Origin of the sequence: Xenorhabdus sp. PR6a (genome assembly GCF_028599065.1) — a bacterium.
In the GTDB taxonomy this organism is placed as follows: domain Bacteria; phylum Pseudomonadota; class Gammaproteobacteria; order Enterobacterales; family Enterobacteriaceae; genus Xenorhabdus; species Xenorhabdus doucetiae.
Genome location: NZ_JAQRFJ010000013.1, coordinates 53,390 through 75,343, shown reverse-complemented (window position 1 = coordinate 75,343; position 21,954 = coordinate 53,390). Strand labels below are relative to the sequence as shown.

General features: G+C 41.5%; 18 protein-coding genes and 4 pseudogenes. 15 read left to right on the top strand and 7 right to left on the bottom strand.

The genetic code is table 11. The annotated features are described in order from the left end of the window. The 9 genes and pseudogenes from PSI15_RS05765 to PSI15_RS05725 form a co-directional block, all read left to right on the top strand. Positions 1–1,193: tyrosine-type recombinase/integrase (locus tag PSI15_RS05765; RefSeq protein ID WP_273582697.1), on the top strand; the 1,193-nt coding region annotated here is incomplete at its 5' end. 293 nt (positions 1,194–1,486) lie between these two features. After that, positions 1,487–1,693, top strand: a complete 207-nt coding sequence (locus PSI15_RS05760) for a helix-turn-helix transcriptional regulator (RefSeq protein ID WP_273582696.1) — start codon at positions 1,487–1,489, stop codon at positions 1,691–1,693. A gap of 213 nt (positions 1,694–1,906) precedes the next feature. Then, positions 1,907–4,239 (top strand): annotated as a pseudogene (locus PSI15_RS05755) (toprim domain-containing protein). 679 nt (positions 4,240–4,918) lie between these two features. Then, positions 4,919–5,377 (top strand): annotated as a pseudogene (locus PSI15_RS05750) (Hcp family type VI secretion system effector); the annotation flags it as partial. A gap of 284 nt (positions 5,378–5,661) precedes the next feature. After that, positions 5,662–6,573: a DUF6402 family protein gene (locus tag PSI15_RS05745; RefSeq protein WP_273582695.1), complete on the top strand. Its 912-nt coding sequence runs from the start codon at positions 5,662–5,664 to the stop codon at positions 6,571–6,573. Next, the gene (locus PSI15_RS05740; protein WP_273582694.1) at positions 6,566–6,958 is read left to right on the top strand and encodes a DUF6201 family protein; all 393 of its coding nucleotides are present in this window, start codon (positions 6,566–6,568) and stop codon (positions 6,956–6,958) included. Before PSI15_RS05745 ends, PSI15_RS05740 begins: the two co-directional genes overlap by 8 nt. Positions 6,959–7,179: 221 nt before the next feature. Further along, complete coding sequence (locus tag PSI15_RS05735) at positions 7,180–7,428, top strand: hypothetical protein (protein WP_273582693.1); 249 nt, start codon at positions 7,180–7,182, stop codon at positions 7,426–7,428. Positions 7,429–8,303: 875 nt separating this feature from the next. After that, positions 8,304–8,567 (top strand): helix-turn-helix domain-containing protein, encoded by a 264-nt coding sequence (locus PSI15_RS05730; RefSeq protein ID WP_273582692.1) that lies wholly within the window; start codon positions 8,304–8,306, stop codon positions 8,565–8,567. Positions 8,568–8,882: 315 nt separating this feature from the next. Beyond that, entirely contained in the window at positions 8,883–9,104 is a 222-nt protein-coding gene (locus PSI15_RS05725) for an Arm DNA-binding domain-containing protein (protein ID WP_273582691.1), read from the top strand. On the opposite strand, the pseudogene PSI15_RS05720 reads toward PSI15_RS05725, so the two are convergent. Continuing rightward, positions 9,067–9,759: pseudogene (locus PSI15_RS05720) on the bottom strand (IS1 family transposase). The gene PSI15_RS05725 and the pseudogene PSI15_RS05720 sit on opposite strands and share 38 nt — an antisense overlap. 514 nt (positions 9,760–10,273) lie before the next feature. Between PSI15_RS05720 and PSI15_RS05715 the strand changes: the two are divergent. The 6 genes and pseudogenes from PSI15_RS05715 to PSI15_RS05690 all read left to right on the top strand — a co-directional run. Next, positions 10,274–10,987, top strand: a complete 714-nt coding sequence (locus PSI15_RS05715) for a hypothetical protein (protein ID WP_273582690.1) — start codon at positions 10,274–10,276, stop codon at positions 10,985–10,987. A gap of 56 nt (positions 10,988–11,043) precedes the next feature. Beyond that, positions 11,044–12,213, top strand: a complete 1,170-nt coding sequence (locus PSI15_RS05710; RefSeq protein ID WP_273582689.1) for a cysteine desulfurase family protein — start codon at positions 11,044–11,046, stop codon at positions 12,211–12,213. Between the two features lie 18 nt (positions 12,214–12,231). After that, a complete protein-coding gene (locus PSI15_RS05705) occupies positions 12,232–13,401 on the top strand; it encodes an MFS transporter (RefSeq protein WP_273582688.1) in 1,170 nt (389 codons plus the stop codon). Positions 13,402–13,537: 136 nt separating this feature from the next. Beyond that, entirely contained in the window at positions 13,538–14,725 is a 1,188-nt protein-coding gene (locus tag PSI15_RS05700) for an MFS transporter (RefSeq protein WP_273582687.1), read from the top strand. Positions 14,726–14,807: 82 nt separating this feature from the next. Further along, positions 14,808–14,975 (top strand): hypothetical protein, encoded by a 168-nt coding sequence (locus PSI15_RS05695; protein ID WP_273582686.1) that lies wholly within the window; start codon positions 14,808–14,810, stop codon positions 14,973–14,975. A 49-nt stretch (positions 14,976–15,024) separates the two neighbouring features. Continuing rightward, positions 15,025–15,414 (top strand): annotated as a pseudogene (locus PSI15_RS05690) (GNAT family N-acetyltransferase); the annotation flags it as partial. Here PSI15_RS05690 and PSI15_RS05685 read toward each other — a convergent pair. The 6 genes from PSI15_RS05685 to treB form a co-directional block, all read right to left on the bottom strand. After that, complete coding sequence (locus PSI15_RS05685) at positions 15,345–15,938, bottom strand: aminoacyl--tRNA ligase-related protein (protein ID WP_273582685.1); 594 nt, start codon at positions 15,936–15,938, stop codon at positions 15,345–15,347. The pseudogene PSI15_RS05690 and the gene PSI15_RS05685 sit on opposite strands and share 70 nt — an antisense overlap. Before the next feature lie 295 nt (positions 15,939–16,233). Then, positions 16,234–16,560, bottom strand: coding sequence for a lysozyme inhibitor LprI family protein (locus tag PSI15_RS05680; RefSeq protein ID WP_273582684.1), 327 nt, complete (start codon positions 16,558–16,560; stop codon positions 16,234–16,236). After that, positions 16,561–17,055 (bottom strand): hypothetical protein, encoded by a 495-nt coding sequence (locus PSI15_RS05675; RefSeq protein WP_273582683.1) that lies wholly within the window; start codon positions 17,053–17,055, stop codon positions 16,561–16,563. Positions 17,056–17,143: 88 nt separating this feature from the next. Beyond that, positions 17,144–18,280, bottom strand: coding sequence for a hypothetical protein (locus PSI15_RS05670; RefSeq protein ID WP_273582682.1), 1,137 nt, complete (start codon positions 18,278–18,280; stop codon positions 17,144–17,146). A gap of 439 nt (positions 18,281–18,719) precedes the next feature. Continuing rightward, positions 18,720–20,381 carry an alpha,alpha-phosphotrehalase gene (gene treC / locus PSI15_RS05665; RefSeq protein WP_273582700.1) on the bottom strand — a complete coding sequence of 554 codons (1,662 nt, stop codon included), beginning with the start codon at positions 20,379–20,381 and terminating at the stop codon, positions 18,720–18,722. 35 nt (positions 20,382–20,416) lie between these two features. Then, positions 20,417–21,850, bottom strand: a complete 1,434-nt coding sequence (gene treB, locus PSI15_RS05660; protein ID WP_273582681.1) for a PTS trehalose transporter subunit IIBC — start codon at positions 21,848–21,850, stop codon at positions 20,417–20,419. Positions 21,851–21,954 lie beyond the last annotated feature (104 nt).

Genomic DNA, 21,954 nt, shown 5'->3' with positions numbered 1-21,954 from the left:
GCTATACCTGTAAGCCAAAGGAAAAAGATTATAAGTTGTCTGATGGTGGCGGTTTGTATCTGTTAGTTAAGCAAAGTGGTTCAAAATATTGGCGATTGAAGTACCGAATTAATCATAAAGAGAAGCTGCTTGCATTGGGCGTTTATCCCGATACGTCTTTGGCTGAGGCAAGAAAGAAACGTGAGGAAGCCAAGAAACTGATTGCAGAGGGACAAGATCCCAATATTGATAAAAAGCAAAAGAAATTAGCCAGCCAGCACAAACTAAACAACACATTCGAAGCTATCACGAGAGAGTGGCATAAATCCAAGGCTGACAGATGGTCATTGCGTTATCGTGATGAAATGATTGATACCTTTGAAAAGGATATTTTCCCTTATATCGGTCATTGTCCCATATCAGAAATAAAGCCTTTGGAATTACTTGAAGTGCTGAAAAAATTGGAAGCCAGAGGTGCATTGGAGAAAATGCGGAAAGTTCGTCAACGCTGTGGGGAGGTTTTTAAATATGCCATTATCACAGGGCGGGCTGAATATAACCCTGCCCCCGATCTAGCCAGTGCTCTGGCTGTACCTAAAAAACAGCACTACCCTTTTCTAACGGCGCAGGAATTACCTTTTTTCCTGAAAGACTTGTCTGCTTATACTGGCAGTGTAATAACAAAAACAGCAGCTCGGATCATTTTACTTACAGGTGTTAGAACGAAAGAGTTACGTTATGCAAAATGGGAATATATTGACCTTGATAATGCTATCTGGGAAATTCCTGCACATATTATGAAAATGAGGCGACCGCATATTATGCCCTTATCTGATCAATGTGTTGATTTATTTAAATCATTGAGATTAATAACGGGTGATTACCCGTGGGTCTTTATTGGTAGAAGTGATCGCAGTAAACCAATATGTAAAGAAAGTATTAGTCATGTAATAGAACTTTTGGGATATAAGGGCAGGGCAACAGGGCACGGATTTCGCCATACCATGAGTACAATACTTCATGAGCAGGGCTACAATTCTGCTTGGATTGAAACACAGCTTGCTCACGTAGATAAAAACAGCATTCGGGGGACTTACAATCACGCCCAATATCTGGAAGGACGCAGGGAAATGCTGCAATGGTATGCGGATTATATGGAGATGTTGGAACGGGATGAAAATGTGCTGATTGGAAAATTTGGCAAAAGGGCGTAAACATGCGGTTATTTTTCATACCGTTGTGCCTGGGGCACTCAAGTCGGTTTTTCATACCATTTATAATGGTTGATAAAAAACGGTTGTTTTTTGCGCAGTGCTGGCAGTGCCAACAGTGACTGCTTTTCATACAACATATGGTTAGAGAGCCAATACTTCTTATAAATCGATAAATTTCACAAATGGAATAAACAATTAACGCTGTTCATTTAATCTTGCTTTTTAAATAATCCGGCTGTCATCAAACAACGTCCATGATGAACGTTCAAGGACTCGGTAACAGGAGAAAAAATATGGTAATGACAGCACCGAAAGAAAATCTTATTCGTTTGCCGGAAGTTCAGCGCAGAACGGGTTATAGCAAAGCGTGGATCTACAAATTGATTAATGATGGAGAGTTCCCTAAACAAATCAAACTCGGCTCTCGTTCCATCGCGTTTATTGAATCAGAGATTGATAGCTGGATTGCGCAACGTATTGCGGGATCACGGGCGGCATAACACAGAAAAGAACATGACATAAGAAACGCAAGATAAAAAAACAACGCCCCAGTGTGCTGGTACACATCTGAGGCGTCTGACCAACAACCGTTATACGGAGTAACGATGATGGCTGATATACAGCATACCCAAACTCACCCTAAATTTACACTTTCAGATAAAACCCGCAGCCAAAAACCGCTCGACCTGATCCAGACCGTGAAAAAATCCGCCATGTATCATTGGGAAAATCTGCTGCCTGCGTGTGGCATCGATATCCCAGCCAAAGGTAAACATGGTGCTTGTCCGGTCTGCGGCGGCACCGACCGTTTTCACTTTATTGACGATCATCATCATGGCAACTGGCATTGCCGCCAGTGTGATGCCCCAAACTATGGTGATGGACTGGATTTGGTGGCGAGAACCAAAGGGATTTCCATCATTGAGGCAACAAAAGTTGTTGCGGATGCGCTGGCATTACCTTTGACGGAATCCAAGTCAACCAGAGAAACCAACTACCCCACACAACCGATTGCTGAAAGAGTGGCGACCCTGATGGTGCAAACTGTTGCGGGACAATCGCCCTATCTGACCGCAAAGGGACTGCACTACCCTAATCAGAGACTGTTGGCCGATAATTCAGCAGTGTTGCGACTCGCAACACTGGACGGAAAAGTAACAGGTGCACAGATCATTAAACCGAATGGAGAGAAGAAACTCTTCCCCGGCAGCAAGAAGAAAGGGGCTTTTATTGCGCTGTCAGAGCTGGAAGAACGCCCCGACACGGTCATCATTACAGAAGGTTACGCCACAGCACTCACGGTTAACCAGCTCTATAAAGGGACTGTTCTGGCCGCGTTGGATGCAGGCAATTTACATTCTGTTGCCAAAGCCGTTCGAGAACGTTGGCCGGACGCAAAAATCATTATTGCCGCAGATAATGATTGGCACGAACCGGGCGAGCTGGATAAAGACGGCAAACCCAAAAAGAATGTTGGCAAGATCTCGGCAGAAAAAACCGCCCATGCAGTGAAGGGCTGGCTTACATTGCCACCGGGTAATATCAAAGCTGACTGGGACGATTATCGCCAACAACACGGTGTAGACATGGCAAAACAGGCGTTTTATCAGGGACTTTATCAACCAGCACCAGCGACGAAAAAAGCGATCATTCAGCCCAATGATGCCGAATCGTCAAAACTGACATTATGTCAGATGGGAGCCAGCCAACGCGGAGAAGTGCTACTGGCACGTTATGACGGTGATTTGGCATTGGATGGCGCTTCGGAAACCGTTCATCATTATGACAGTATTATCTGGCGTCCGGTCAGTGACCGCGATTTAAAGCGGGAAATGGTAGCGGCCTTTATGGAAGAGAAAATGCCATACTCACCACATGGTATTAGTGCTGCCGTGGATGCCCTGAAATTACAGCTTCCCATGATGCAACCGCCAGAACGTCATTTAATCGGGTTCAGTAATGGCGTGTTTGATCTGAAAATCGGCCAGTTCCGGCCTCACCACAAACATGACTGGCTATTGCTTGCGAATGACGTCGAGTTCAATTCCCCGTTTCGGGGGAAACCCTGCAAAGTCATGCACCCCAGTTCTGGCACTGGCTCAACCGTGCAACCGCTAACTGTGAACGCAAAGCTGATAGAGTGTTGGCCGCGCTGTTTATGGTACTGGCGAACCGTTACGACTGGCAGTTGTTTCTGGAAGTCACCGGTGCCGGAGGCAGTGGCAAAAGTATTTTTGCTGAAATCTGCGCGATGCTGGCAGGAAAAGGGAATACTGTTTCTGCCAGTATGGCCGCACTGGAAAACCCACGGGAGCGTGCGCTGATTGTCGGGTATTCGCTGATTATTCTGCCCGACCAGACCCGCTATGTTGGAGATGGCTCCGGCATCAAGGCCATCACAGGCGGGGATGAAGTTGCCATTGATCCGAAGCATAAGCAGCCTTATTCAACCCGCATTCCTGCTGTGGTGCTGGCAGTGAACAATAACGCCATGAGTTTCAGTGATCGCAGTGGTGGAGTATCGCGGCGTCGGGTGATTTTCAAATTTTCCGAAGTGGTGCCGGAACATGAACGCGATCCCTTTCTGCGAGACAAAATAGCGGCGGAATTACCCGTAATTATCCAGCACTTATTTCATCGATTTGCTGACCCGAAAGAAGCAAAGCGTTTACTGGCAGAGCAACAAAAATCCGAAGAAGCGCTAGATATCAAACGTGGCACAGATTCCTTAGTGGATTTTTGCGGTTATCTGATGGCTTCCAGTGAAGCCGACGGTATGTTAATCGGCAATGCGGAAATTATGCCGTTCAATCCCCGAAAATACCTTTATCACGCCTACCTTGCTTATATGAAAGGCAACAACCTGAATAAACCTGTTTCTGTGACCCGGTTCGGTATGGATATGCCGGGCGCACTGGCCGAATACAGCCAGCATTACCTACGCAAGAAAAGTAAACAGGGCATTCGCAGCAATCTCAGTTTGAATATCGAAGACGCCAATGAATGGCTGCCGAAATTGACAAGGGATAACCTGCCAGAAGAATAATTTTTTCACCCTGATAAAGATTTCCTAAAAATATAAAAAAGTGTTCACTACTGTTCACTCTGTAATTTAAATCATATATATCAAGGTATTATAGGGTGAACAGTTATTTTTAAACTGTTCACAAGTCTTCACCCCTGTTCACCTTTTTCTGGTTTGACGGTGAAGGGTTGGGTGAAGAGTTGGGTGAAGAGTGGTGATGAGTCTGATTTCAAGTCATCACCCTTTAACAATATGAATTTAAATAAAAATATTCAAAGGTGAACAGGGTGAACAGTTTTATCCCTAATTCTGTAATAGGGAGGGGGTTAAATAAAAATGGTTTTTCTGGCGGGTATAGTATTTTTCAAGATCTCTGATTTATCTGGTTAATGTATTAGCCAGATAAATCAGAGAAGACAAGCGTAGCGCGTCAGTGTGTTTTTAATCTGTTGCATTACGTGAAATTAAAATGATGTAATTATTTGATTTTATTTAGGATGAGAGGTTAATCACAATTTTTCTGGTGAACCCTTATTCACACTGGAACATATAAATAATCTTGTTATATCCTGCTGCATAAATGAACTTAAAGTATGTGATTATCTTTAACAGGAGGTTTCTAACGATTATCGTTACTCAGTTCTGGTAAAAAATTGTATAAGTCAGGCTTTTAAATGGAAAAACCAGGATGGAATGACTGATGTCACACATAATTTATTTAACATTAAAGGGCAAGAAACAAGGCTTAATCTCGGCGGGTTGTTCAACTCCTGAATCTATCGGTAACCGCTATCAAGTCGGGCGGGAAGATGAAATACAGGTACTGAACCTCAGCCATATGATGACACGCGATCAGAACGTCAATCATCTCCCTGTCAGCTTTACCAAACCCATTGATAAATCTTCCCCGTTGCTGGGGTTAGCAATAGACAAGAACGAATTGCTGGATGCCCTTTTTAAGTGTTACCGCGTAAACCCTGCCGGGCAGTTGGAATTTTTTTATGAAATTAAACTGACAGGTGCCACGATTGTTGATTTTTCCTGTCACTATCCGCATTCGATAGATGACAATGACCAGATCCCGTATGAAACGGTGCAGCTTGATTATAAGTCGATGTCATTCACGCATCGCGCAGCAAGGACAACGGGCTACGCGATATCGCAATTGCAGGGGCGTGAAGAGGAAAGGCCGCTTTTATCTGGATTTTCGTCGTTAATTAAGCCACTTGAAACGGCAGTAGAAGCATTGTTTAGTAAAAAATTTATGCTGAAAAATGAGGTTACTGGGGATAATTGTTGCCATGTTGCTTATGGTATTAATACGGTAAAAGGATTGAAAAAAGGCGTCTCGAAAGAGACAGGTATCACGGATACGATAAATTCAAAAGCAGAAGAAAATCTAGAGGTTGAATATTTATATCAAACAAAAATAGGAATGAAAAAATGAGTATTTTAAAAACCAAAACCGTCAAAGGCGGTGCGACTACAACGATTTTATTTGATGAATTATCGCTTTATGATATTCCAAAAATTATGGATAAGATGGGGTGGACTACGGCATCAGCATTAATGAAACATTGGTTTTCAATCAAACCTGTTTTTAAATTTAATGACAAAATAAGAGGTGAGTTTGTTAATGGTAATGCAATGAAGATACCTAAAGAGCGGGTAAATGATTCAATTGTAAAGATGGATTGGGCTAGGCGCTATGAAATAGTAAATAGCAAAATTTATGAATTAAAAAACATTTGGGCTAGTAAAAAGGGGAAGGCAAGGTTATTTGGTGAAATATTTGATATAAATAAATCGAAAGAAAAAAATGGCGTGATACATATAGGTTATGAAATCAGTGCAATTGAGCTGGATTATTTATCTCAAATTAACAGGATTAGTTTTGGTGATTATCTGGATACAATGGATGAACTGATGGGGGCGATAGGGGTTGGCACTTTGAAGGTCGCAGTGAGAGGCTATTTTGATACAAGAGAAAATAAAAAGAAATTCACAGTAGAAAAATTAGGATTTTATATAAAAGATACGTATGATTTTACGGATAAGTATAATCCAACTCGTAATATATTATCTGATGGAAGTAATATTGCAAGTGAGCCATTAGGCATATGGTCAAGGCAAGGTGTTGTACCCAGAAAAGAGATCCCTGTATATATGGCAAGTTTTACTTCTGGAGCTTTCGGATGGTTGTATAAAAATTATAGGGGTTATGTTCCAGTGTTTAATAGGGATTTCAGAGAATGGCAAAACATACATGATGAAGGTGGAGACTTTGTTGTGTTTTCTGATGTGTATTGGACAGAACCGCTAGAAAAGGACAGGGTAATATATGAGGATGATTAAATATGGCTTAATATCTATATTTTTTCTATGGTGGTTTTTTTTATCACATGTAACCTTTTTTCCATCTTCTTTCAAAGAAGGCGAGTTTGAAAAAGATAATTACTTAGTAGAGTTTTATTCTCCTCTGCCTGTGAATTTATTTGGGATGTATTATAATATAAATTATCCAAGGCCATACTTTGCAGTTCTGTATAAAGATAATAATTATGTAGGTCAAAGCTCTCCTTTTTACATAGATAATGACTATGCTATGATAGGAAGCGCCTATTCTTTCCCAAATGATAAACATGACTATTTTTATATTGTCTGTGCTTACTGTGACGGATATGATATTTCAATAAAAGAAAAAAAATGGTGGAGTAAAATATTGCAATATTTCCATTAAAAAATAAATGTAAATTGCCTTGTAATGCCCTTTTTCTGCTTTTGAATTAGGGCTTTTTATAGCATTACTTTTTAAATTGACGACAAAGAACAGCCAGTGTAAAATTTTGCGTACTGTGATGTTACCCGTATGGTAACAAGCTAATGCTTCCAACAGTCTGAGAGGAAGCGCTTTCGAGTGACTATGGTAAAACTCCCGTAGCCTGAAAGGGAGAGCAAGCATTGCGGTACATCTGCGCACTTTTGGAAGCAGATATCGTCGGACAAATAACCCACCGTCTGGCGATGAAAGTTTACCGGTCTCTTTATGTACCGGCTTATCGCACATTCCCCGCAGAATTGTATCTGCCACGTTCTGATCGATACCGTTTTAACCGGTACAACATTCACCGACATGTTTATTCACGAATAACAAACGTCTCGAAAGCTGCGCGGCGTCACTTGCGTAACAGCGTAGCGATTACCAAGTGACGCCGCCGGGCAGCTAACGTCCAGAGCACGTCCAGTCTGGTTTGACGAGCAATTTGAACCTCGTGTTACCGAGTGACAGACACTTTCACAGGCATTTTTCTGCCTTAACCCACTTATTCTGTTTGTTTTTAACCCACTGCCTTGTAACAGGCTGATGCAATAAAGAAAGGAGGAATCACACTACGTCACGAATAATGAGGCGTTCATCCTGACTGAAATCGGGCACTGAACGGGGAGTACACCATCGCCGTGCTGAGCACATCGCGAACTCCTGCAATAACTCAACGCAACCCTCGCCCTGCTACACATTATCTGACGTACCACGGAACGGTGAACCTAACCGACACGCAGGGAATGTTTCGAAATGAGTAAAGTTAGTCTGAACTGAAAATCACAAGGGAAATGCGGATAGCGAAGCGATCACGAACGAGAATAAACAACAAAGATTGATTTAGCTGTCCGTATTCTTCCCTGGAGTTGTACAATGTATGGGGATAAATTTACTGAGTCTTTATTCATAGAATAGTTTTAACCATCCAACGGTTAGGACACTGGTTTCAATGGATTTGAAATAGTGTAGTGAACATGAGCGCTAGGTTGAGCGATAGCTGTTAAACTTAGCTGTTCAGTTATTGAGTTAAATAAAACAATCAGTTAAAGTAATCGCGCCATTGGCAAATACCAATGGTCAGGGTTTCGCAGCCTTGTAGAACTATCACCACTGGTAGGAAGTTTCTACCAGTGTGTCTGCTATCGCCCTTTCAATGGCGGTTCGGCAGGGGAGGCTTCGGCCTCGCCGGTTGATAGTTCCCGGTACTGCGAACCCTGTCTGAATCGCCACCATCAATGTTTTAATTAATGGAAGGGGTAGCAGAATGAATAACGTTAGAAATGACTGGCATCAGGCCGATATTATTGCTGCATTACGTAAACGTGGTACAACCTTGGCGGCTGTCTCTCGTGAAGCAGGACTCAGTTCATCGACATTAGCAAACGCATTAAGCCGCCCGTGGCCTAAAGGGGAGTGGATTATTGCGGAACGCCTTGAATTACATCCCTCAGAAATCTGGCCTAGCCGCTATTTTGATATGAACGATAATCTTATCGAACGCAAATGCCGCGATAACACTGCTAAATAACTTCATATCCCAGCCGTGAGATACAGCAACATTCGATATCATTATTTCTCATGGCTGTACAGCTCCTTAATCACTATCATGAATATACAACTACTAAGGTATACAAATTCAGACAAAATTTTCTGGGGGTATTTAAGGGGGTATTTTGTCGATTTTATAAAATTAAATTTACTATTAATCATATGGTTAGTGTGATTTTAGTACTCCTGTGATCTCCGCCATTTGTTGTCTTGTGTTGTCTTTTGCTTTCAATAAAAAACATTAATTTCAGCCAATTGATTGGATTGTTAGTCTTATTTGGTCTAACTGAATCTATTGAAATCCACGGGTGTTTATCCCGATACTTCTTTGGCTGAGGCAAGAAAGAAACGTGAGGAAGCCAAGAAACTGATTACAGAGGGACAAGATCCCAATATTGATAAAAAGCAAAAGAAATTAGCCAGCCAACACAAGCTAAACAACACATTCGAAGCTATCACGAGAGGGTCGTGGCCTCAATTTATTGATAGTGATGAATGTTCAAATAATGCCCGATAACTTTATCATGCACTTCAATGGATTTTGAAAAAGACAACGTTTTGTGTATCAGTCTCGCCAGATGTTGGCGCAAGTTCAAATTGTGTCGCTCTATGCGCTGTGTATAGCGTTTACTGACAACATGGAGTTTTCCTGCTAATTCAGCTTCATAACATTGCCAACCCTCTGTCATGTAAAGCACAATTTCGAAAGGCACCAGCAAGGCCATCAGGCGTTTCAGTGTTTTTTGGGTTCTCGGTCCAAAAACGTGGGCAATCACTTTCCGTTTTATTCGGTCATAAGCATAAAAGAGCCAACGAGTATGACCTTTCGATTTAACATAGAACCACTGTTCATCCATTTCACAGCAAACAACCACTTCCGTCCCAGGAGAAATGGCACTCGTTACTTGTTTAGGCTCGCGTTTTTTAAATGGCGAAGTACCGTACTCCGTCCAATGCCCATGACACGGGCGGTGGCGCGGCATCCAGAGCCATTCATTGCCATATCGATAATTTACTTATGTGTACCGGGACGACATGCGGTATAGGTGAATTCCAGTTGCCAAGTATGGCGACAAGATTGACAGAGGTAACGTTGATGACCAGGAACACCCATTACGATGAACGCCTTTAACAGCACGACAAGATGGGCAGATAACATCAATCTTTGCCATCTGAATGTTTTCCAAATAGGCGTACTGTATATGAATCAACAAATTAATACCATGACCATTTTATATAACTAATGACCATCAAAAGCTTTAAATTGATTATTTACCATAAAAATACGTGATTATTATATGCAAGTCTATCAAAATAACTTACTGAAAACATTTGGATAATCCTATGAATCGTTTTATTCCTGAAAGTGATGCGGAATGTAGGATTGATGAAATTATTCATTAAAAAATGATTAATAAATAGAATTAATGACGTATTATTTCGGTGAAAAAATATATGCTCTGAAATACAAAATCATCAGAATGGAAAACATTAATAACTTGATAATTATAACTATTTTATTAATAAGCAAAGCGAAAGTTTGCATTCTGATGCATGTTCTAATCCTAACCTTATAATATTTTGATCTAGATTATACTTTTTGAATTGGTAAGTTGCTTGATGAATTTTTTATGTGCTAATTTCACCTGCATGGATTAACAATTACATATAACGGAAAAATAGTTAATGAGTGCCAATATACAAGAAACTAATATCAGTATACTCGCTGGTAATTCACGTGTTTATCTTGATCAAGAAGATAAAATAGTTGTCGAAGCACAACTGAAAGCCTTCGAAGCTGCTCTTATATTAGCTAAAAAAATCCAAGATAAATGTGGTCAATTACCAAGAATATCTATAGCCTTCGATCACCGTGGTATCTTTCGCCTACAATTCTTAGCAGATAATCTCTCTAATTCTCAAAAAAGAAATCCTCGTTTGAGCCAACTCCACACCTCGATTGTAAATGTTTTTTTACCCATAGCTGAAAAGCATCAAATATCACTTGGTGAAATACGAGTTATTCACGAAGATTCAGCGAGACAGCACTTAGTTCACATTCTTGCCTCCGAGGAAATACCCGAAATACTCAAGCAACGAATGGTTTCCAAAAGTACCTCAGATTCTAAACCATCAATGTCTGATATTTCTTATGAAGAGCCAACTCAAAAACTCACCTGCGCAGCCATTACAAAAGAATATTTTGAGAAAGCATCAGGTGATAATAAAAATACAGATACACTTCTGGAAGTGTTCTTTGAGGATTGTGTGTGGTCTAGAGCGCTAGCATATGTTCGCGGACTTCAACTTAGCCATATGTTAGGTGTTTCCAGTGCTATTCGTCTTAACCTCGTCAGCGAAACTGGTGATGTAAGCCAAGGTGAAATAACAATTGCCTAATTATTTTAAAAATATAATTCCATTTTTACATTAAAAAATAGAATATTATGAAACCTATGCCAAAATTAATATATTTAGATAATAATGCTACAACTGCATTAGATCCTGAAGTGCTTCAATCTATGATGCCTTATCTTACTCATGAATATGGCAATGCATCTAGTATTAGCCATGCTTTTGGCTGGAAAGCTAGGGAGGCCGTTGATCATGCAAGGAAATTAATCTCATCATCAATCAATGCGGTAAGCCCATCGGATATTATATTTACATCTGGCTCAACCGAGTCGATTAATCTTGCCATCGCAACTCTTCAGCATAAAAATAAAAAAGGGCATGTCATCACATCTATGATTGAGCATAAGGCCGTTCTTGATTGTTGCGCCAAACTTGAATCAATGGGAATAGACGTAACCTATGTGCAACCGCAAAGTGACGGTGTTGTGTCCCCTGCCTCAATACATAGCGCATTGAGAGATGATACTTATCTTGTTTCTATTATGTCGGCAAATAATGAAATTGGTTCATTACAAAAAATTGAGGAAATAGGTGCTATCTGTAAAGAGCGCAATATACTTTTTCATACCGATGCTACACAGGCACTTGGAAAAATAGAGTTTGATGTACAGCGTATGAATATTAGCTTAGCCTCATTTTCTGCACATAAAATATATGGTCCCAAAGGTATTGGAGCACTTTACATTAACTCACGCGATAAAAATATTGCTTTATCTCCTCTCATTGTTGGTGGTGGACATGAACGGGGTCTGCGCTCTGGTACTCTCAATGTTCCAGGGATAGTGGGATTTGGTCACGCAGTTGAGCTGTCTGTTAAAAACTTACCAGACGAATCACTGAGATTACGTCACCTGAGAAATATATTGCGACAATATCTTGTTGAAAATGTGGATGGTATTCGGATAAATGGTCATCTAACCGAATGTCTTCCGGGATTACTTAATGTATCGTTTGAAGGAATAGATGCAGACTCACTGTTGCTGGAGCTTTCTGATATTGCACTGTCTTCAGGATCTGCATGCACGTCTGCGAACAGAGCTCCATCACATGTTCTAAAGGCTATAGGTGTCAGTAATGAGGAAGCTCAAGCCAGTGTACGTTTCGGGTTGGGAAGATTTAATAATGAAGACGAAATAGGCTATGTCTGTCTTCATTTGAAAGACGCAATAAGTAAACTGAGGTCTATGGTTCCAAGAGCATTTAATTCTTAATGATATAGGATTTGATTTATGCGAACGACGTCAGCACTTTTTCTCCTCTTCGGCACGACTTTTACTGCGGGTGGATATGGAGCTACTTTCTTAATTTCTGAATTTTTTCGGTCACAAGGAGGGAGTGATATTGACGCAGGAATGACTCTGAGTGTGGCTTTAATCGGCACTTTGATTGGTGTTCCTTTCGTGGGATGGTTTGCCGGGAGGTTGGAAGCATCGCGTTTCGCTGCCTTAGCTGCTTTATCAATGTCGTGTGGTTATTTTCTTCTCAGTAGTTCCGCTGGTGACCTAAGTTACATGCCACGTATAGGGGCTTTTTTGATTGGCCTTGGTTGGGGTATGTTCTATATCAGTGGGCCAATGGCGTTGTCTGAACGTATTTCTGATGCAGATAGGGGATACTGGTTTACGCGTTTTAGTGCTTTCCAGATGGCAGGAATTTGCGGTAGCCCAATTGTACTCTTCATTATTGTTGAACAAGTAAAAATATCTATCCTAACAGCATTTCTTCTTGTTGGTATTGTTGCTATTTTTGCATCTCTATTTTTAATGATATTTGGGTTTAGAGAACCACACGAGCAACGGGAATTATCATTAAGACCTTGGATAAAGAATATATCGAAGATTGCGGTTACGAGTGCAATCCGTCCGATTATTATGGTAGGGCTGGGAGGCTGCGTGTTCTCTGGCATGATGTCGTTCCAGAGTTCAATAGTGGAAGGAACAAACTCAAGTGCCAGTACATTTTTTGCTGTTCATGTAGTGACTGTGGTTATATCACGGCTTCTGTTGGCTCGCTATTTATCAACTGTGCCTCGTATTCCACTTGTCATCACACTCATGTCATTTTTAGTTCTGGGTATTTTATCTTTGTTAGGTATACCTATTCATTCAACCTTTCAGATTATAGCTGCTATTTTAACCGGCCTGGGGTATGGATTGGTATATCCTGTTATCCAAACTTGGGCGATAAACGAATCTGCCCTTGAGAACCGCCATGCAGCTCTTACTTGGTTCGTTGTCTCCTACTTTGTAGGGATATTCGGGTTTCCAATAATAGGTGGCTGGATATTAGTTGAAGCAGGGAAATCCTTATTTATCACTGTGCTTGCCGCGATAGCCATTCTTGAGCTCGTCATGGCGTTACCGAGGCGACAAGTGGGTGGTGTTGTCCTAGATAAGTAAGGTTCTGTCACATTCACTTATTTTACTCATAACTGACGCCTGATGATGTACTTCATCGGGTGTTTTATATTTTAGGGATAAGTTAGGTCGATACCGATTATAAATATCTATCGGTAAATTGGAGAAATAAGCAAATATGGCAATACAAGCTGAATCCCATAATAAAAAGAGGGAGTTATCACTGGGATTTATTCTAATACTGGCAATGGCACTCCCTATGCTAATTCTTTATGCTTGTGGGGCAATGGCTCCCTTTATTTTACAGGAAGGTACGATTGATCGTGAACTCTTGGGAAGATTTACGTTAGCAACATTTGGTGTGGCTGCCATTCTATCCTTATCTGCTGGGAGATGGATGAAAAAGCTGGGCATCCGTTGGGCGGGTATCATGTTGTTTCTATTCACCGGAGGGGCATTTGCAGCATTGATTCTGGCAAATCACCCTTGGTTGATGGTACTGGCAATAGCGGTTTGTGGTATTGCTCAGGCTTTAGCAAATCCCATGACTAATCAAGCCATTGCGACACAAGTGGCTCCTGCGAATAAATCGTTCATGGTGGGATTGAAGCAATCTGGAGTTCAACTCTCTGCATTAGTGGCGGGGTCGTTTTTGCCATGGATTGCGACACAATGGGGATGGCGCACAGCATTAGGCACCATTGTTCCAATGTGCCTGCTCATGGCGGTTGTCGTGGCTGTTCGCAATTGGCAGCCCAGAGTGACCGTTTCACCGATGAAATCTCGCAAAGCGGGGCAATTGGGCGCCATAATGATGCTGATGTTAATGCAAGGCTGTGTTGGGATTGTGTTGGCCGCTTTTATTACTCAGGTGCCGATATTTGCTTCTCAATTGGGAATGCCTCCCGATCAGGCTGCATCTCTTATCACACTATTCGGACTGATGGGATGGCTTTCTCGTTTAGTTCTGACACCTCTGGCGAGTCGATTTAAGCAGGAATCCGACTTATTGGCGCTTTTGTTTGTCTTCGCTTTCTTCGCATTAATTGCAACATTTAATGCCACCGTACAAAACCTCTGGTTGGCTTATGCCGGGGTGATAGGGATTGGTTGTACGCTTGTTGCGACCAATGCTCTGGCGATGGTTATGATTCTACAACATGATTGTTTTGGGGAAATACCCACAGCATCTGGGCGAATTTCCTTTGCCTTTTTTGGCGGTCTGGCATTGGGTTCATTACTTTTCCAATGGGTGGTGACTTATTTCGGATCGATATGGGCAGGGATGGTGTTTATGTTAATACTGTTAAGTTTCAGCTTTATTTCGGTGCTCCGTTTGCGCTGGTTTTTATCGCGGATAATTTAATCTACATGATGCATTATCCAGTTTATATTAAGTTTTGTGTGTTCTCTGTTGGTTTATTTATGAGTTCTCAGTGGAGAAAAATATGCAACAGCACTTCCATTGGCAAAAAGAAAACTACCAAGTTTCGACAGACAAATCACTGTTAGATATCACCGCTATCCATCAATTTCTTACAGGTTCCCGTTGGGCTAAAGATATTGATCTTAAAACAGTTCAGTCTTCTATACCTAATAAACTTGAAGATGCATGAGAGGATACAACCCATGTTATTGATTTTAAATTGTTAATTTAAAAATCAAACCAGCACCTTGAAGTTAAATGAGTATATTGAAAATAGCCTGACATTTGGCTTGTACAAAGATAAAAACCAAATAGGATTTGCCAGACTTGTGACGGATTTCACGGCCTTCGGCTATTTATGTGATGTTTACGTATTAGAGGAATACCAGAAACAACAATTAGGTCGTTGGTTGATGGAGTGCTGCCAATCCCATCCCGTTATGCAGCGGTTACGGAGAATTATGCTAGTGACGTCAACGGCTCAGTGGTTATATGAAAAATTTGGTTATTCTCTGGTTAATCATGAAAATGGCGTTTGGCAAATAGTTCGCCCAGATATTTATAAAAAGAATGCTTCGTCTCCCAGAGAGGATTCTGGGCGTGTGGAGACTTTGACGGAAAGATGCTGATAACCGTACTGGCGGTAGACAAGTTTGGCTCTGTTCAGAAAGTGAATGACTTCATCCTGAACCTGTGACCAGGCACAAAAAACATGCGCATCATCCTGAGTGAACTGACGCAGGCGCAAACAGCCATTCAAAGAACCAGAAGATTCATTGCGATGAACAAGACCAAATTCAAATAGCTTGACGGGTAGTTCCCTGTAGCTGTGTACGCCGCGTTTGAACAGCAAAATATGCGCCGGGCAAGACATCGGTTTTAGCGCGTATGCCTGCATATTCTCTTGATCGCCACCGAAGAACATATCCTCTCCGTACATCATAAGATGGCCGGAAGTGTGCCAGAGATCTTTTTTCAAAAACTGGGGAGTACGAACCTCCTGAAAACCGTGTTGTTGATACAGTTGGCGAATATGCTGCTGAATATTTTGAAATAAACGCCATCCGTTTGGGTGCCAGAAGATCATGCCCGGCCCTTGTGGTTCAGAGTGAAACAGGTCAAGCTGTTGTGCGATTTCGCGATGAGTTTTCATCATGACTCCTTTAGTGAAACTCTGGGCGAAGCGCATGGGGCAGGTATAAAAAACCCTCTGGCGAATCGCTCAGAGGGTTTAAAAATTCAGTCGTGTTTACCCCCCGAACAACCTGATGGTTTCGGGGTAGTTTGTTGGATTGGCTTAACCAATTTGTCGATCAATTTATTTTTCATGATGCTGAAATTATTAACAGTCAGTATAAGAAAAAGTAAGTGTAAATTTTATACAGATGATTTTTTTATAAAAAACTCAAGGAAAGAAAATCACGCCTTGAGTTCTTAATGATTTATTATCAAATTGGTTTCTCTATTGAATTATACAGCATATCAAGTTGATGAATGCGTTGGCGGTAACTTTGCAGCAGACAGGCTGTCTCTCCCTTACATTTTTGGCGCTGTTTCAGCCAGGCATTTTGGTTATCATACATCTCGCCTGATACTCCCATAGCAAACAGCCCGCGCAGAAAGTGATATTTCACACTTAATTCCACATCCAGATCATTCAGCTTTGGATTTGAACAAATGGCTTTCTCATCCGGTGCCTTAGCTTTTGTACAGTCAAAACTGGCCGCAAAACTCAGGGGAGAGAAAATAAGTAACATCAACCAGAGATATTTCATTTACTTCTCCTTATGAGGAGGGATGACAGGCCCAGGCCCGGTTTGCAATTTTGGCGGCACAATGTTTTCGAACTTGAATGACCGGGCTTTGCCGGTTGTATCTAATTTGCAGGAGAATCGTATGTTGTGCCAGCCATCATCGGTTCTGTACATCCCTATGCCGACCAATTCCGACGCATTTTTGAGTTTAATATCCCCTGGTGAATCAATGCCAAGGAAAACTTTATCAGCGTCTTTGTGGTATTTCTGAATAACGGGTAAGGCAAAAGGGCGACAAATAAACTCGGCCACTTTCTTGGTCTCTGACCAACCTTCGACCATTGATAGTGCAGATTTATCGATAACTTGTTCATTAATTTGCTGTTGCAGGTATTTTTTCTGGCTTAGCGATAATTGTTGAGAGGGGACTTGTGCTTGTGCAAAGGTAGATAGTGCAAAGGCAGAGATGAGTAGACTGATGGCCCCCAAATAAGTTAAGTATCTTGAGTAAAACATAATGGTATACTCCTTGTTTGAGATTAAAAAAGTATGGCACAGATTTTTGGGAAGTGCCATCAATATACTGCCATTGTATGAGCCTTCATTAAAGTACTTTCCAATTAATAGCCAAGGCTAATATTGTCGCTGTTGTATCTTTCACATTATCGATAAGGATGATATTAGGATATTCTGTTTTTGTGATATATGGATAAAGTTTTTCTACCAACTTATTATTTGCTATATCGGCTAATTCTCTAATACTGTGGCTAATCCTAGTGGAACATAATGAAACATCTGTAATTTGTTGAGTCAGCGTCCACTGTATTTCAAAGTATTGTTCTGGTGCATGGTCATGCATCTTTTGAATTTGATCATGAACCATGAAAATATAATCATCTGAATTAGAAAACTTAGAATACATATCTAATTCATTAAGGTAAAAAAAACCTGCGTCTTCATATTCACCTAAATCAATATCAGATTCTTTTTCTTTATCGACAAAGAATAAAATGGCGGGGCGCATTCCATTGGCGGTCAGGGTATTGATCGTTGAATCGGAGACGTTACCTACACCGCTATGATAATATAAATGATTAATGGTAGATAATTGATCGAATAAGTCAAACCACTGATCTTTGTTAAAATGACGATATGTCTCAAAAAAACCGACATCTAAATTAAGGGAATGGGAAAGTTTTATCATAATCAATTCATTATTGTATTTCGTAAATTGATTAATGCCATTAATAATAGATTCAATGGATTCACCAAGGGCGCCTTCCCAAATACCCACTTTACTAAAATGCTCAGTAAAAAAATTCCCATCACTAAGGGCGGGTCTGATATCAAAATATCTTATGCCTGATTTCAACTGCCCTAAAATATTATTTGTTTGAGTTAATGTGTTACATTCGGAAGCTAACAGGGTTTTCCATGTAACGACACTCATGCCTGCATCGTGAGAGCCTGGGATACAGATCTCTTTTAGTGAGTGATTCCCTAAAAGATGAAGGTGGTCTTGTATCCAAGATTCAGCATTTATATCTGGCCCTATATAATAACCAGCATCACCAATAAGAAATAAATAAGTTAATTTATTTGATTGCCAATCAAGGCTGACTGTATCCCCTTTTTTATGATTGAGTGTTTCTATATTTTCCAAATAGATTTCTAAACCTAATCCTCCAGTCTCAATTTGATACCTCCCAAGTATTCTAAAACAACTTTTTTTTGAATCCATTATTTGGTATTGTACATCAAAATAACAATTTACTATGTTATTCTCATCAGATCCGAAAATAAAAAATGTTTATTCCCATGAGGTTTAATTAAATCAGGGAAGACAGTGGTATCTACATTTTGAGACGTTTCGGATATTTTTTTCCAGGCGAAATCTGTGCCATTAACTGACATGAAATCTGCAATTTGAAACATGATTATCTCTCCTTATTAAATGTAACAACATGTTATTGTTTCTATATGTTACTTTTAAGTATAGCAAGGATTATCAAATATCAAGTTGGAGTTAAACAATGTTTGTTATATCGAATAAATATAAAATTTTATTATGCTTTTGAAATAAGCAACCATACCTTGCCTGATTTTTAGCGAGGTATGGTTGCTTAAACGGCTTTTATAAACAACTTATTATGATAAATGAAAATAGATCAATCACATTGTCATTTAGATATTAAGTATATTGACTCATAAGGTTTAAGCTTAATTTCATGCTCTGCCTTGGCCGGAGATGGGTAATTGCTTATCAATACCTGCCATTCTTTGTTTAAAAGAGAGGATTCCGGAGACCAACGTTGTGTTTCACCGCTCAGGTTTGCAATGACCAGTAAGGTTTGCTCCTGCCAACGACGCAGATAACACCACAGTGACGGGTGCTCTGGCAGCAGATCCAGATAGTCACCGTATGTCAGAATGGGGTGTTGCTTTCTCAAGTTAATCAAATTGTGGTAGCAATAGAAAACGGAATCTTCATCCTGCAAGGCAGTTTCAGCGTTGATCGCTGAGTCATTACGGCAAGGTGCAATCCACGGCGTTCCCGTGGTAAAACCCGCGTTTGCTGAATCATTCCACTGCATGGGTGTTCGACTGTTGTCGCGGGATTTCTGCGCCAAAATTGCCAGTATATCCTCTGGTTGCATGCCTTTTTCAATACGCTCTTGATACATATTCAGGCTTTCAATATCCCGATAATCTTCAATACGTGTAAAGTGAGGGTTTGTCATACCCAACTCTTCACCCTGATAAATATAAGGCGTACCTTGCATACCATGCAGCACCATTGCCAGCATTTTAGCGGATATGTTGTGATACTGATATTCATCGCCAAATCGGGAAACAATGCGGGGCTGATCATGATTACACCAGAAGAGCGCATTCCAGGCCTTTTGGTGCATCCCTTGCTGCCAGGTTGAGAAAATCTTTTTCAGTTCAACATAATCTGGTTTTGCGAGCGTCCATTTTTCGCCATTTGGATAATCAACTTTAAGGTGGTGAAAATTAAACGTCATGGAGAGCGCCGTTCCGTCCAGAGCACCATAACGTTGGCAGTGCTCAAGGCCAGTGGAGGACATTTCACCCACAGTCATCAATCCCTTGGGCTGAAAAACATCACGGCTCATCTCTTGCAAAAACTCATGTATCCGCGGGCCATCAGTATAAAATCGGCGGCCATCGCCGTGATCATCATTAGGATAATCTTGCTGTTTTGAGACAAGGTTAATGACATCTAAACGCAAGCCATCAACACCACGGTCAGCCCAGAACTCACAAATTTTCTTCAATTCGGCACGAACTGGCTCATGCTCCCAATTTAAATCAGCTTGTTCTACCGCAAACAGGTGGAGGTAATATTGTTGGCTCTCTGTATGCCATTGCCACGCATTACCGCCGAATTTGGATTTCCAGTTATTGGGATGAGAACCTTCAGCACCATCCCGCCAGATATAAAACTGGCGGTAAGGGCTATCAATCGTCTGTGCCGCCTGGAACCACGGGTGTTGGGTTGAAGTATGATTGAAAACCATATCCAAAATAATGCGAATGCCCCGGCGATGGGCATTTTGCACCAAATTATCAAAGTCCTCCATGGTGCCGTAATCAGGATTGATAGCGCAGTAATCGGCGACATCATAACCATTATCAACTTGTGGGGAGGGATAAATGGGGGTGATCCAAATGGCTCCAACACCGAGTCGCTGTAGGTAATCGAGTCGTTGGGTGATCCCGTTGATATCGCCCGTGCCGCTACCGGTACTATCCTGAAAACTCTTTGGATAAATTTGGTAGATAACGCTATCCATCCACCAGGGTTTTTGTTCCGTCATCATTTTTGTTCCGCCATAAATAGAGACTTGCAAAATTAATTAGCGAGTTCATTGGGTAAGATTGCTTTGCGTTCATTTCTACGATAAACCAGAATGGTCAGTAGTAACGGCACAATAATCGCGACGATCATGGCAATAAAGTAAACCATCCAGAATTGCGGCTTGATAGAGAGAATGCCCGGAATGCCGCCAACGCCGATGCCATTGGCCGTCACATGATTGAGCCCACAAATCAGCCCAGCGATAGCAGAACCCACCATTGCACAAAACATGGGGTAACGATATTTCAGGTTGATGCCGTACATGGCGGGTTCAGTGACACCCAGATAGGCTGAAATTGCCGCAGGAATAGAAACTTCGCGTTCTTGTTGCTTCTTGCTGGCCCAGACAATGCCGGCAACAGCAGAACCTTGGGCGATATTAGATAGCGCAATAATCGGCCAGATCGGGGTTCCGCCGGTGCTCTGGATCATTTGCAGGTCGATGGCCAGCGTGGTTTGATGGACACCGGTGATCACCAGCGGGGCGTAGAAGAAACCAAACAAAGCCGCCCCGACAGGCGCAAAGCTACCTGTCATCAGCCCTTTGACCGCCCAGGCCACACCATCCCCGATAGCGCGTCCGGCAGGGCCGATCAGGGCATGGGCAAGGAAAACCGCCAGCAGCAAAGAAGTCACTGGGACAATAACCAGATAGAGGTAATCCGGCACCCATTTTTTCAGCCGGGTTTCAATCCATCCCAATGTCAGGCCGGCTAACAAGGAAGGAATGACCTGAGCCTGATAACCGACTTTCGAAATGGTAAACCAGCCGAAATTCCAGACTTCGGGCGTTTGTTGCCCAAGCAGATAAGCATTCATCAATTGCGGGGAAACCAGCGTAATCCCCAGAATAATCCCAAGAATAGGGGTTCCGCCCATCTTTTTGACGGCAGACCAACAAATCCCCACAGGCAGGTAGAAGAATATCGCTTCACCGATCAGCCAGAGAAAATCATAGATACTCTGCCAGACAGGGTGAAGTTGTGCGAGTGATTTCCCGTCACTAAAGGGAATATCCCCGATCAGGTTACGAAAACCGAGGATTAAACCGCCGCTGATCAGAGCCGGCAATAGTGGGAAGAAGATCTCAGCAAAATGTGAAATTGCATTTTCATACCATTTCATATTTTGGCGAGCAGCTTGTTTAACTTCTTCTTTATTAACAGATTGTTTTCCTGTGGTTTCAAGCAGCGCTTTATAATAAACATCCACATTCGTCCCAATCACCACCTGAAATTGCCCCGCATTGGTGAAGCACCCCTTAACCATGGGTAACTCTTCAATGGCTTTGGCATCGGCATTTTCTGGTGTATTAAGAACGAATCTGAGGCGGGTGATACAATGACTGACGGAAGCGATATTCTCTTTACCACCAATCAAGGTAATAAGGTTATCAATATCCTTTTGATTTATTTGTTTTTTCTTCATGCCTGTTCTCCTTTGTATGGCAGGAGTGATAAATAAACGGGGTCTTGCGATTAACAGAATGATTACTATCGTGATGAGATAATGAATAGACTGAAATAATAGCA

Coding starts and splice junctions, on each gene's coding strand:
- PSI15_RS05675 (WP_273582683.1), bottom strand. CDS start 17,055: ATGTTTTACTCAAGATACTTAACTTATTTGGGGGCCATCAGTCTACTC.
- PSI15_RS05680 (WP_273582684.1), bottom strand. CDS start 16,560: ATGAAATATCTCTGGTTGATGTTACTTATTTTCTCTCCCCTGAGTTTT.
- PSI15_RS05715 (WP_273582690.1), top strand. CDS start 10,274: ATGAGTGCCAATATACAAGAAACTAATATCAGTATACTCGCTGGTAAT.
- treB (WP_273582681.1), bottom strand. CDS start 21,850: ATGAAGAAAAAACAAATAAATCAAAAGGATATTGATAACCTTATTACC.
- PSI15_RS05695 (WP_273582686.1), top strand. CDS start 14,808: ATGCAACAGCACTTCCATTGGCAAAAAGAAAACTACCAAGTTTCGACA.
- PSI15_RS05670 (WP_273582682.1), bottom strand. CDS start 18,280: ATGGATTCAAAAAAAAGTTGTTTTAGAATACTTGGGAGGTATCAAATT.
- PSI15_RS05730 (WP_273582692.1), top strand. CDS start 8,304: ATGAATAACGTTAGAAATGACTGGCATCAGGCCGATATTATTGCTGCA.
- treC (WP_273582700.1), bottom strand. CDS start 20,381: ATGACGGAACAAAAACCCTGGTGGATGGATAGCGTTATCTACCAAATT.
- PSI15_RS05745 (WP_273582695.1), top strand. CDS start 5,662: ATGAGTATTTTAAAAACCAAAACCGTCAAAGGCGGTGCGACTACAACG.
- PSI15_RS05760 (WP_273582696.1), top strand. CDS start 1,487: ATGGTAATGACAGCACCGAAAGAAAATCTTATTCGTTTGCCGGAAGTT.
- PSI15_RS05700 (WP_273582687.1), top strand. CDS start 13,538: ATGGCAATACAAGCTGAATCCCATAATAAAAAGAGGGAGTTATCACTG.
- PSI15_RS05710 (WP_273582689.1), top strand. CDS start 11,044: ATGCCAAAATTAATATATTTAGATAATAATGCTACAACTGCATTAGAT.
- PSI15_RS05740 (WP_273582694.1), top strand. CDS start 6,566: ATGATTAAATATGGCTTAATATCTATATTTTTTCTATGGTGGTTTTTT.
- PSI15_RS05705 (WP_273582688.1), top strand. CDS start 12,232: ATGCGAACGACGTCAGCACTTTTTCTCCTCTTCGGCACGACTTTTACT.
- PSI15_RS05685 (WP_273582685.1), bottom strand. CDS start 15,938: ATGAAAACTCATCGCGAAATCGCACAACAGCTTGACCTGTTTCACTCT.